This window comes from Streptomyces sp. 184, assembly GCF_045781775.1.
Taxonomy (GTDB): Bacteria; Actinomycetota; Actinomycetes; order Streptomycetales; family Streptomycetaceae; genus Streptomyces.
On record NZ_CP123230.1, the window covers coordinates 7,483,651 to 7,495,500 of the forward strand.

The 11,850-nt window shown below is 76.7% G+C and carries 9 protein-coding genes; 6 read left to right on the forward strand and 3 right to left on the reverse strand.

Translation table 11 applies throughout. The annotated features are described in order from the left end of the window. Window positions 1-23 precede the first annotated feature (23 nt). A complete protein-coding gene (locus QBL21_RS31835; RefSeq protein WP_407565685.1) occupies window positions 24-1,175 on the forward strand; it encodes an NAD(P)-binding protein in 1,152 nt (383 codons plus the stop codon). Window positions 1,176-1,496: 321 nt separating this feature from the next. Beyond that, window positions 1,497-2,486, forward strand: a complete 990-nt coding sequence (locus QBL21_RS31840; RefSeq protein WP_407565686.1) for a zinc-binding dehydrogenase — start codon at window positions 1,497-1,499, stop codon at window positions 2,484-2,486. Window positions 2,487-2,676: 190 nt separating this feature from the next. Here QBL21_RS31840 and QBL21_RS31845 read toward each other — a convergent pair whose 3' ends face one another. The 3 genes from QBL21_RS31845 to QBL21_RS31855 form a co-directional block, all read right to left on the reverse strand. After that, complete coding sequence (locus QBL21_RS31845; RefSeq protein ID WP_407565687.1) at window positions 2,677-3,822, reverse strand: methyltransferase; 1,146 nt, start codon at window positions 3,820-3,822, stop codon at window positions 2,677-2,679. A 265-nt stretch (window positions 3,823-4,087) separates the two neighbouring features. After that, a complete protein-coding gene (locus QBL21_RS31850) occupies window positions 4,088-5,437 on the reverse strand; it encodes an MFS transporter (protein WP_407565688.1) in 1,350 nt (449 codons plus the stop codon). Continuing rightward, window positions 5,434-7,173, reverse strand: a complete 1,740-nt coding sequence (locus QBL21_RS31855) for an FAD-binding protein (RefSeq protein WP_407565689.1) — start codon at window positions 7,171-7,173, stop codon at window positions 5,434-5,436. The genes QBL21_RS31850 and QBL21_RS31855 overlap by 4 nt, the downstream gene beginning before the upstream one ends. A gap of 109 nt (window positions 7,174-7,282) precedes the next feature. On the opposite strand from QBL21_RS31855, the gene QBL21_RS31860 reads away from it, so the two are divergent. The 4 genes from QBL21_RS31860 to QBL21_RS31875 all read left to right on the forward strand — a co-directional run bounded on the left by QBL21_RS31860 (window position 7,283) and on the right by QBL21_RS31875 (window position 11,762). Then, window positions 7,283-8,494, forward strand: a complete 1,212-nt coding sequence (locus QBL21_RS31860; RefSeq protein ID WP_407565690.1) for a LuxR C-terminal-related transcriptional regulator — start codon at window positions 7,283-7,285, stop codon at window positions 8,492-8,494. A gap of 31 nt (window positions 8,495-8,525) precedes the next feature. Then, window positions 8,526-9,050 carry a PH domain-containing protein gene (locus QBL21_RS31865; protein ID WP_407565691.1) on the forward strand — a complete coding sequence of 175 codons (525 nt, stop codon included), beginning with the start codon at window positions 8,526-8,528 and terminating at the stop codon, window positions 9,048-9,050. Further along, window positions 9,047-10,849: a PH domain-containing protein gene (locus QBL21_RS31870; protein ID WP_407565692.1), complete on the forward strand. Its 1,803-nt coding sequence runs from the start codon at window positions 9,047-9,049 to the stop codon at window positions 10,847-10,849. The genes QBL21_RS31865 and QBL21_RS31870 overlap by 4 nt, the downstream gene beginning before the upstream one ends. Window positions 10,850-11,057: 208 nt before the next feature. Next, on the forward strand, window positions 11,058-11,762 hold the full coding sequence (locus QBL21_RS31875; RefSeq protein WP_407565693.1) for a lytic polysaccharide monooxygenase: 705 nt from the start codon (window positions 11,058-11,060) through the stop codon (window positions 11,760-11,762). Window positions 11,763-11,850 lie beyond the last annotated feature (88 nt).

Consider the following 11,850-nt stretch of genomic DNA (forward strand, 5'->3'; position numbering starts at 1 on the left):
CATCAGCAGGCGAGGAGCAGATCATGCGACGGATCTCCGTCATCGGCGGCGGGCTGGCCGGGCTCACCGCTGCCATCACCGCCGCCGAGGCCGGCGCCCGGGTGACGTTGTACGAGGCGCACAGCAGCCTCGGGGGGCGCGCGCGTACCGCCGACGCGCCCTACCGCACCAACGAGGGCCCGCACGCCCTCTACTACCGCGGCCCGCACTGGACCTGGCTCAAACAGCGCGATCTGCTCGGCCCGCTCGCCCCGATCCCGCCCCTGGAGGGCTCCCGGTTCCGCTTCCGCCGCGACGGCAAGCTGCGCAAGGTGCCGCCGGCCGCGATGCTGCGCCTCGTACGGCGCCGCGAGGCGCCCGTGGACCGCGACTTCCACAGTTGGGCGGCGCAGATCGCCGGCGAGGCCGGCGCCCGTGCCGCCGCCCGCTACAGCGCCGTCGCGATCTTCCACCACGACCCGGGCTCGCTGTCCGCCGCCTTCGTCCAGGAGCGGCTGCGCCGCACCACCGCGCTGCCGCCCGAGGCGCACTACCCCGCGGGCGGCTGGGGTTCGGTGGTCGACCTGATGACGAGCATGGCGTGGAACCTGGGCGTACGGATGGAGATCGGCACCCGCGTGAGCGAGCTGCCGCAGGACGCCCCCGTCGTCGTCGCCACCTCGCTGCCGGCCGCCCGCACGCTCCTCGGCGACTCGTCGCTGACCTGGCACTCGGGACGTACCGTCCTCGTCGACCTCGCCGTACGCCAGCGCCGCGGCGACGCCTTCGTCGTCTCCGACCTCGACGCCCCCGGCTGGCTGGAGCGCTTCTCCGCCGGGGACGCGACGCTCGCCCCGGCCGGCGAGCAGCTCATCCAGGGCCAGGTGCCGGTGGCGCCCGACGAGGGCAAGGCGGTGGGCGTCGCGCGGGCCGAGGAACTGCTGGACCTCGGCTACCCGGGCTGGCGGGACCGTACGGTGTGGCGCCGCGAGGCGCTGGCCGCGGGCCGCACGGGCGCGGTGGACCCGCCGGGCACCACGTGGCGCGACCGGCCGGCGGTGGATCGCGGCGACGGGGTGTACCTGGCGGGGGACCAGGTGGCGGCGCCGGGGGTGCTGAGCGAGGTGGCGTTTGCGAGTGCGATCGAGGCGGTGACGCTGGCGCTGGCGGAGCAGCGGCTCGGCAGAGCGGCGTAGGCGGCACGCGGCCGGAGCGGCGCGGCGCGGGCGCGAGAGCGCGGGGCGCGGGCGCGGGGGCGCTTGCGCGGGGGTGTACGCGGAAGCGCTGCGCGGGGCCGTAGAGTACGCGGCCCGCCGGGTGCGGCCCGGGGGCCTGAGGCCGGGGGGATCGGGGGATCGGGGGCCCGAGGGGGGAGCCCGAGGGGGGATGTGGAGGGGGACACGGGGGCGGTTCGCCCGGTCGGTGGGCGCGGGCTGCGGCCCGCCTTGTCGGCCGGGCGGCCGGCGTGTGCCGCTCCCGCTTGACCTGAACTTCTGTTCAAGTTGTCTGCTGGCCCCATGCACGCCATACGACTGCACGCCTTCGGCCCCGCAGAGAACCTCGTCTACGAGAAGACCGACGACCCCGTACCCGGCCCCGGCCAGGTCCGTATCGCCGTCGCCGCCGCCGGGGTACACCTCCTCGACACCTTCCTCCGCGCCGGCGAGACCGGCGGCCCCATGCCGCCCGCCGACCTGCCCACGATCCCCGGTCGCGAGGTCGCCGGCACCGTCGAGTCCGTGGGCGACGGCGTCGACCCGGAGTGGCTGGGCCGCCGCGTCGTCGCGCACATCGGCCTCGTGCCGGGCGGCTACGCGGAGTTGACCGTCACCGAGGCCGAGCGGCTGCACGCGCTGCCCGACTCCCTCGACGCCGCGGAGGCCGTCGCGATGATCGGCACGGGGCGGACGACGATGGGGTTCCTGCACTTCGCCGGGCTGACGGCGGACGACATCGTGATCGTCACGGCGGCGGCGGGCGGCGTCGGGTCGCTCCTCGTCCAGTACGCCCGCAACCTCGGCGCGTACGTCGTGGGCCTGGCCGGCGGTCCGGAGAAGGTCGCGCGCGTACGGGACCTCGGTGCGGACGCCGCCGCCGACTACACCGACCCGGCCTGGCCCGACCGCGTACGCGCCGCCCTCGGCGAGCGGCGGCCCACCGTGCTCCTCGACACCGTCGGCGGCGCGGCGGCCCGTGCGGCGGCCGACCTGCTCCGGCCCGGGGGCCGTCATCTGGTGCTGGGCTGGTCGTCGGGCGCGCCGCTGGAGTTCACGGACGCGGAGCTGGCGGAGCGGGGCATCACGTCGGTCAACGTCCTCGGCCCGGACTGGCTCGGCCGCATCGGCGGCGAGAACCCCCTGCGGCGGATGGAGGAGGCGGCGCTGACGGAGGCGGCGACGGGCCGCTGGACGCCGCTGGTGCAGCGCTACCCGCTGGCGCGGGCGGCGGAGGCACACCGCGCGCTGGAGACGCGGGGGACGGTGGGGAAGGTCGTACTGGAGCCGTAGGGCGGACGCCCCCGGGGGAAGGCGGGGGACGGGCACGGTTCGTGCGCGGTCGGCGCAGGTACGCCGACGAACCGTGCCCGGTGCCATGATGGGGCACCGATGGGGAAGTCAAGCCGCGCCTGCGGGGTGTCGCCCCTGCGGCGGGCCCTGGCTCACGTGCACTCGTAGGAGCACGGCGTAGCGGGACGGCTCAGGTGCGGGCGAACTCCAGCACCCGCAGCGGCGGCTGCCCGCCGTTCACCGCCCCGACCGGGAAGTCCTTGCGCAGCGCGTACCCGGCGGGCTCGATGAGCGCCTGGTGCTGCTCCAGGGTCCGTTCACGGCCGCCGTAGAGGACCATCATCATGACGTCCATCAGGTGGCCGACGGTCGGCTCCGGCACGGACGGCAGGACGTACTCGATCACGACGAGCGAGCCGCCCCGGCTGCTCGCCGCGGCGCAGTTGGCGACGATCCGCCGCACGCTCTTGTCGTCCCAGTTGTGCAGGACGCGGCTGAGCAGGTGCAGGTCGCCCTGAGGCACCTCGTTGAAGAAGCTGCCGGGTACCAGCTCGGCGCGCCCCCACACGCCGGCGGCGCCGAGGAAGTCCGGGGCGGTCGCCATGGCCTCGGGCCGGTCGATGATCACCCCGGTCGCCTCGGGCAGCGCCTTGAGCAGCCAGGCCAGCATCGTGCCCCGGTTGCCGCCGACGTCGACGACCCGCGAGGCGGGCGGCGGCCGGTAGCCGGCGGAGCCCAGGGCACCGGGCAGCCGGGAGGTGGCGTAGCCCATGGCGCGGGCGAACTTCACCGCCTCGCCCGGGTGGCTGCCCAGGTAGTCCCAGAACCCGCCGGGGGCGGCCGGATCCACCCGGGGGCCGGTCCGTACGTGCTCGGCGAGGCCGGCCATGGCCTCGCGGATCGGCTCCAGCCACAGCACGGCCATCTCGCCGAGCCGCCCGGCGTCCGGGCCGAGCCGTTCGCCGGCCGCGGTCAGCCGGAACCTGCCGTCGTCGGCACCGGAGATCAGCCCCACGGCCATCCCCGCATGCAGCAGCCGGCCCGTGGCGTCGGGGTCGGTTCCCGCCTCCTTCGCGATCTCGTCCGCGGTCAGCGACTTGCCTGTCAGGCGGCCGAGGACGCCCAACTCGACGAGCGCGACCGCGATGGGTGTGTAGAGGTAGCCGGAGAAGAGCTGGGCCACCTGACGTCCGGCGACGTCGTTCTCGCCCTCGGTCAGGAAGTCGAGCACGGAGTACGCCCCGGACGGGCCGGTGTCCTCGCCGCCGGCGCCGGGGCCGGCTCTCCCCTTGCCGGGTGGGGCCGCTGTCGCGGCCGCATGTCTGGTGCTGGACAAGTGTCCCCCTCGTGAGTACGTAGGTGGTTCTGCCCGCGAGCTGCGGATTTGGCCAGTTTCACCTTCGTGTCTTAAAAAGGAGTACATACTGGGTGGTGCGGAGTTGGGGCCGACTAGACCTGCTATTCACCTCATGATCCTCCGCACGGGCCTCACCCTTTCGACAGGGGCCGGACCTCCGGAACGGCCCGCGGGCCTGGCCCACGGGCCGTCTCCCCCGGCTACCGAGCCGTGGCCGGAGTCGGTATCCGGCCACCGCCGCCGCTCACCCCCCGCCCGGCCCCCGCAGCCGCGCCGCCACGGCCGACGCCGCGAGCGGGAACGCCGCCACCACCGCCAGCGCCACCGACAGGCTCTCCGCGTCCGCCAGCGCCCCCGCGACGGCGGAACCCGCGCCGCCGCCCACGAAGAACGCCAGGTTCAGCAGCGACAGCGCACCCCCGCGCGCCTGCGGCGCCAGGTGCCCCGACAGCAGCCCCGTCAGCACCACCTGCGTCACCGCGAACGCCGCCAGCGCCGCCGACGTACCCACCACCAGCACCGCCGGCTCCCCGGTCACCGCCGCCGCGCCCAGCAGCACCGCGGCGGCGGCTCCCACCGCCGCCGGCAGCCGCGCGCCCCGCGGTCCGAGCCGGCTCGCCGCCCGGGACAGCGCCGCACCCGCCACCGCGCCGGGCAGCAGCCAGCCGCCGACGGCGAAGACGCTCCAGCCGTGGTCGCGTACGAGCAACTGCGGCACCGCGTACATCGCGCCGAACAGCCCCGCGTACACCCCCGCGCCCGTCGCCGCCGCCCGCCGGAAGAGCGGGTCGCGGACCAGGTCGTACGGGACGAAGCCGGCGGGCCTGCGCACCGTACGGGCCGCGCAGCCCGTGCCCGCCACCAGCAGCACGGCGGCGGTGCCGGCGACGGCGGCGGGGGACAGGTCCAGCGTCGTGGACTGGATGAGGATGAGCAGGCTCGCGGCGGTGAGCGTGAGCAGCACGGCGCCGGGCAGGTCGGGTGTGCGGCCCGCGCCGCCGCGCTGCGGCGCGAGGCGCAGGCAGAACGGGAGGGCGAGGAGGGAGAGCGCGGGCAGCACGAGCGTCGGCCGCCAGCCGGCCCACTCCGTGACCACGCCGCCGGCGAGCGTCGCGGCGGCCGAGCAGACCGCCATGACGGCGCCGAAGACGGCGAGCACCTGCGCGCGCCGCTCGGGCGCGGTGGCGGCCGTCAGCACCAGCGCGCCGGACGTCATCGCGCCGGACCCGGCGGCGAGCAGGAACCGCCCGGCGACCAGCACGCCGAGGGACGGCGCGAGGAGGCACACCACTGCGCCGACCGCGAGCACCGCGGCGCCGGCGGCCAGGATGCGCCGTACGCCGAGGGCGTCGGAGAGCCGCCCGGCCAGGGCGGTGCCGACGCCGAGGGCGAGGGCGTGGGCGGTGAGCACCCAGGTGGCGGCGGTCGGCGAGGCGTCGAGCCCGCGCGCCACGTCGGGCAGGGCGACGCCGGCGGCGGTGACCCCGAAGACGGCGGGCCCGAACAGCGCCCCGAGCCGCAGCCCGACGGAACGGGTCCCGGGGGCGGGACGGTGCGACGCGGAGGCGGCGGAGGCCGCGGCGGGAACGGTCACGAGACCCTCCGGGGGGTGCGGGTGCCTGCGGGGGCGCCGGTGGAGCCGGCCGAGGCGGCCGAGCCAGTCGAACCGGCCGAACCGGCCGAGGCGGTCGAGGCGGTCGAGGCGGTCGAGGCGGCGGGGCCCGAGGCATCGCTGACGGGGGCGCCTGTCGCCCCGGCGGCACCGGGCCCGGCGGCTCCTGCCGGCGCGGTGCCGCCGGTGCCGGCCGACGCCGCGCGGGCGTCACCTGACTCCGGGGAGTCGGGCAGCGCCGCCCCGCCGGGCTCGGGAGGACCGTCCGGCGCGGGCGCGCGCTGCCCGCCGGGATCGGGCCTCCCCGTGCCGGGCGGCACGGGCCCGCCCGGTCCGGCGCGGCCGGCGGCGCCGGCGCCCGCAGGCGCGTCCGGGGCTCCGCCCGGCGCCGCACCGGCACGGTTCGCCGCCCCCGCCGGAGGCAGCGCGTGGCCGTGGCGGAAGACGTCGGCCGGGTCGTACGCGGCCTTCAGCGCCCGCAGGCGCGTGTACGTCTCCGCGTCGTACGCCTCCGCCGTCAGGGACTCCGTGTCCGGGCCCGCGAGGAAGTTGACGTACCGGCCGCCCGTCGACCAGCCGGCCAGCGCCGTCCGTACCCCGCTGTCCGTGCCCGGCGGCGCGACCGTCGTCAGCGCGAACGCGCCCGCCCTGCTGCCGACCGCGTTCGGCACCGCCGGCGTGCGCGACGCCGCGCCGCCGAGGTGGCGCAGCTCGACGACCCAGTCGCCGCACTCCGCCCCCGGCCCCGCCGCCGCCAGCAGCGCGGCCTCCGCGTCAGGACCGAACTCGCGCAGCAGGATGCCGCGTTCGTGGTACGGCATGGGGTCGACTGGGTCCTCGTGGATCTCCGCGACCGTGCTGTACGGGCGTATCCGTACCGTGTCCGCCAGGGGCGCCGCCGCCTCGCGCAGCGGCCTCGTCAGCCTCTCCCCCAGCGCCTCCGATTCAGACTCCGACCCCGGCGGCCCCGCCACCAGCGCCACCCGCACATGCACCGTCAGCCCCCTCGCCTCCCCCGGCAGCCGCAGCAGCGCCACCGACGTCGTCAGCTCCTCCGGCGCCCCCTCGGCCACCCGCCGCCACGCCCCCAGCACCGCCGCCGCGTCCGCACCGGCGAACCGCAGCCCGCCCCCGTACAGCCGCGCCACCGGCACCAGCCGGAACGTCAGCGCCGTCACCACCCCGAACCCGCTCTTCCCGCCGCCGCGCAGCGCCCAGAACAGCTCCGGTTCCCGCTCCGCGGTGACCTCCCGCGCGCGCCCGTCCGCGGTCACGAGCGACACCGCCGTGACGTGGTCCGCCGCGTAGCCGTACGTGCGGGCCACCGGGCCGAGGCCGCCGCCCAGCGTGTAGCCGACGACCCCGACCAGCGGCGACGAGCCGCACAGCGGGGCGAGGCCGTGCGGGGCGGCGGCGTCGATGACCTCCTGCCAGCGGGTGCCGGCGGCGACCCGCGCGGTACGGGCCGCGGGGTCGACGTGCACGCCCCGCAGCCGCCGCACCGACAGCAGCAGGCTGTCCGCGCCGACCGCCGCCGCCGGCCCGTGGCCGGTGGACTGCACGGCGACCGGCATGCCGCGCTCCGCCGCGTACCGCACGGCGGCCCGTACCTCCGCCACCGACGTCACCGCGGCGACCAGCGCGGGCCGGTGGGACACGATCCGGTTGAAGCCGGCCAATTCCTCTTCGTAGCCGGGCTCACCCGGTCTGAACTGCATGAACTCCATGTCCGCGACTCTCCGCCCGGCGCCCGTGCCAACCCATCCCCCGATTGAGGGGAATCACGGCATCGCCCCCGGCCGTTGACCGTGGCGGAGGTGGCCGACCGTGCCGACACCCGCTGTCCCGACCCCCGCCGCCCGCGGCGCGGCCCGCGGCGAGCTGCTCGCGCGCGCCGACCGCGCGCCCGACGCGCTGGCGCTCTTCGCCGAGGTGTCGGCGCAGTTGCGCCGACTGCTGCCGTACGACGCCGCCGTCTGGCGCGCCACCGACCCGGCGACCGGGCTGATGACCGCGCCCGTACGCACCGAGAACACCGACAAGCGCGGCTGCTGGGACTACTGGGAGTGCGAGCTGTTCGACGAGCGCGTCAACCGCTTCGCGGAGCTGGCGCTAGCCCGGGTGCCGGTCGCGGCGCTGCGCGCGTCGACGGGCGGGGAGCCGGAGCGGGCGGCGATCTACCGGCAGTTCCTGCGCCCGCGGGGGCTGCACGACGAGCTGCGGGCGGTGTTGCGGGTGGGCGGCCGGCCGCAGGGTCACATCAGCCTGTTCCGGGAGCGCGGGCGGGCGCCGTTCAGCGCGGCGGAGGAGCGGGTGGTGGCGGGGCTGACGACGCCGCTGGCGCGCCGGCTGCGCTCGTACGCGGAGCCGGCCCTTGCTCCTGCGCGTACGGACACGGAAGACACCCGGCAGAACGAACAGAGCGAAAAGAGCGGACAGAGCGGACAGGACGGGCGCAACGGGCAGGGCGGCGAGCCCGGGCTGCTGCTCTTCGACGCCGACGCCCGTCTCGTCTCCGCCAACGACCCGGCCCGCCGCCACCTCGCCGCCCTCCCGCCCGGGCCGGCCCGCGCCTCGGCGCTGGGGCTGGCGGTGCCCGCGTGGCTGCACGCCGTCGTGCTCCAGGCCCGCGCGGCGACCGCGGAGGGCGGGACGGGAGCAGCCCCGCGCATCCGGCTCCGTACCGCCGCCGGACGGTGGCTGACCTGCCACGCCTCCTGCCTCCACGGCGCCGACGGCACCCCCCACTCCACCGCCGTCGTCATCGAGCCGGCGGCCGCCGCCGAGATCGCCCCGCTGCTCGCCGACGCGTACGAACTGACCGCCCGGGAGCTGGAGATCACCCAGCTCCTCGCCCGCGGCCTGGCCACCGAGGGCATCGCCGCCGAACTGTTCCTCTCCCCGCACACCGTGCGCGACCACATCAAGGCCGTCTTCGACAAGACCGGCGTCTCCACCCGCGGCGCCCTCGTCGGCAAGCTCTTCCTGGAGCACTACGAGCCGGTCGGGGCGGCCGGAACGGTTCGTACCCGGCGGTGACGTCCGGGGCGCAGGACGTACGGTTCAGGTTGTGGGCGTAGATCGAGAGGGCCGGGTCCCGGGCCCGGCGGGGCCGCGGCTGCGGCCGCCGCACCACCGGGTGGACCGCCGGGCCGTCGCCTGGTGGCGTACGCGGCTGCTGCTGGCGGCGGCCGTGCCGGTCGCGGTGCTGGCGGTGCTGGGCGCGCTGGTCGGGCCGGCGCGGTTCTGGCTGCTGGCGGTGGGCGCGGGGGTGGCCGCGGCGGGTCTGGGGGCGGGACTCGGGCTGCCGCCGTGGTACTACCGCGTGCACCGGTGGGAGGTCACGGACGACGCGGTGTACGTCCGTACCGGCTACTTCTGGGTCGACTCGCGGATCGCGCCGATGTCGCGGATCCAGACCGTGGACACCGAACGGGGGCCGCTCCAGCGGGCGTTCGGGCTGGCGGCGGTGACGGTGACGACCGCGTCGGCGAAGGGCGCGCTGCGGATCGAGGCGCTGGACCACGAGGAGGCGGCGGAGCTGGCGGAGCAGTTGGCGCTGGCGACGCAGCAGACCCCGGGGGACGCGACGTGACCGACTCGGGTACGGGGACGGGCACCCCGGACGCCGCCGCCCGGCCCCCTGCCGCCCACGCCGCCGCCGAGACCCCGGACCGCCCTGCCGAGACCGACCACCCCGCCGAGGCGCCCGACCACCCCGCCGAGGTCCCCGGCCGCCCTGCCCGCGCCGCCGAGGCCGACGACCAGGCCACCCCCACCGCCCCTACCGCCGCCTCCCCCGCCGCCGACGACCCCGACCACCCCGGCCACCCCGCCGACCCCGCTCCCGCCTGGCGTCGCCTCGACCCCCGCTCCCTCCTCGTCACCGCCGAACTCCTCCTCGGCGCCGCCTTCGGCGCCGGCGTCCCCGTCGGTGCCGGGCTCGCCAGCCACATCGACTTCCGCGCCGCCGTGGCCTGGGTGCTGGCCGGCTGCGCGCTGCTGATCGGCGGCGGGCTCGCCGTGGACGCCCTGCGGCTGCGCCACACCCGCTACCGCGTCGGTGCCGAGCGCGTCGAGCTGCGTACCGGCGTGCTGTTCACCACCCGGCGCTCCCTCCCCCGCGACCGGATCCGCACCGTCGACCTCACCGCGCACCCGCTCCTGCGCCTCCTCGGGCTGGTCAAGGTCCGTATCGGCACCGGCGACCAGACCGCCGCCGGCGAGTCCGTGCTGCAACTGGCCCCGGTGCGGCGCGCGGAGGGCGAGTCGCTGCGCCGCGAACTCCTGCGCCGGGCCTCGACGGCCGCGATTCCCGGTGCGGGAGACGACGACCCGCGGCTCGCCTCCCTCGCCCCCGGCTGGATCCGCTACGCGCCCCTCTCCTTCCTCACCCCCCTCCTCGCGCTGACGGGCTGGGGTGCGGTGATGCAGGTCAGCCAGTGGTTCGGCGCGGAGGAGACGGTCGTCGACTGGGTACGGGACACCTTCAGCCCGCTGCCCGCGCTGTGGACGGTGCTGGCGCTGGGGTCGATCGCGCTGGTGACGGGGTTCGTGGGCGCGCTCGGGCTGTGGACCGAGATGTGGTGGAGCTACCGGCTGGAGCGCGAGCCGGACGGCACGCTGCGCGTGCGCCGCGGGCTGCTGACGACCCGGTCGATATCGCTGGAGGAGGCGCGGCTGCGCGGCCTCGACGTCGTCGAGCCGCTGGGGGTGCGGCTGTCGGGCGCGGCCCGGGTGGACGCGATCGCGACCGGCCTGTCCCGCAAGGACAGCGAGGACAACGACCTCAACACCCTGCTGCCCGCCGCCCCGCGCGCCGTCGCCGACGACGTGACGGCCCGGGTGCTGCGCACCCCCGTGACGCTGACCCGGCCGGAGCTGGCCCCGCACCCGCGGGCCGCGCTGGCGCGCCGGCTGCGGTGGTCGCTGGGCGCGGCGCTGGTGCCGGTGGCGGTGCTGCTGGCGCTGGGCGCGGCGCTGTCGGTACGGGGTCTGGCGTACGCGGGGGCGGCGACGGCCGCGGTGCTGCTGCCGGCGGCGGCGCTGCTGGCGCGGGATGCGTACCGGAGCCTGGGGCACGGGCTCGCGGGGCCGTATCTGCTCGTACGCAGCGGCACCCTGCGGCGCTCCACGGTGGCGCTGCGGCGGGACGGGGTGGTCGGGTGGACGGTGCGGCAGTCGGTGTTCCAGCGGCGGGCGGGGCTGGTGACGCTGCGGGCGACGACGGCGGCGGGGGCACAGGCGTACGCGGCGTACGACGTGGGGGAGGCGCAGGGGCTGCGGTTCGCCGAGGAGGCGGTGCCGGAGCTGCTGACGCCGTTTCTGGTCGCGGCGGACGACGCGGCCGGGCGGGGCCCGACTCCCGTACGCGCAGGGGGAGATGGGCGATGAGCGGTCTTGTCCAGACCAGTGGAGTCGCGTGCGGACTTGGTGGGTCATGCCCTCTTGACCGTACCCCGACAGCGGATAAGGTCTAGACCAACACCCGGTCGCCCGCCCGCAGTCGACGACGCGCTCAGGCAGCGCGCGGACGGCGACCCGCTCGACAACCCGTGGCCACATGCACGTCCTCCCATGTCACGCGAGCCCTGGAGTTGACATGCACACGAAACGAAGACTTGCGGCAGTGGTCGGTGCGGCGGTCGCCCCCGTCCTGGCCCTGAGCCTCCCCGCCCCCTCGGCCAGCGCACACGGCTGGGTCACGTCCCCGTCGAGCCGGCAGGACCAGTGCGCGAAGGGCGTCGTGAGCTGCGGGCAGATCAAGTACGAGCCGCAGAGCGTCGAGGGCCCGAAGGGGCTGACGAGCTGTAGCGGCGGCAACGGGCAGTTCGCCGATCTGGACAACAACAGCAAGGGCTGGCGCGTCACCTCGGTCGGCAGCTCGACCACCTTCAGTTGGCACCTCACCGCCCGCCACCGCACCAGCACCTGGCAGTACTTCATCGGCGGCACGAAGATCGCGGAGTTCAACGACGGCGGAGCCCAGCCCGCCGCCGACGTGTACCACAACGTGAACTTCGGCGGCTTCAGCGGCAAGCAGAAGGTCCTCGCCGTCTGGAACGTCTACGACACGGCCATGGCCTTCTACTCCTGCATCGACGTCAACATCGGCGGCGGCGGGGGCGACCCGGACCCCGGCGACCCCGACCAGTGCACCGGGTCGCCCTGGAGCGCGGGCTCCGTCTACAACGGCGGCAACACGGTCACCCACAACGGCCACAACTGGCGCGCCAAGTGGTGGACCCAGGGCGAGACGCCCGGCGCCGGCAGCGGCGTGTGGGAGGACCTCGGCCCCTGCGCGTAAGCGCCCCGGCGCACCTGTACGGACCGCGCCCCGCCACCGTGAACGGCCCCCCGGTGGCGGGGCGCACCGGCGCGCGGCGGCCGGCGGG

What these genes read in the sequence shown, in the direction of transcription:
- QBL21_RS31840 (WP_407565686.1), top strand. Translation starts at nt 1,497, where the DNA reads ATGCACGCCATACGACTGCACGCCTTCGGCCCCGCAGAGAACCTCGTC.
- QBL21_RS31875 (WP_407565693.1), top strand. Translation starts at nt 11,058, where the DNA reads ATGCACACGAAACGAAGACTTGCGGCAGTGGTCGGTGCGGCGGTCGCC.
- QBL21_RS31835 (WP_407565685.1), top strand. Translation starts at nt 24, where the DNA reads ATGCGACGGATCTCCGTCATCGGCGGCGGGCTGGCCGGGCTCACCGCT.
- QBL21_RS31855 (WP_407565689.1), bottom strand. Translation starts at nt 7,173, where the DNA reads ATGCAGTTCAGACCGGGTGAGCCCGGCTACGAAGAGGAATTGGCCGGC.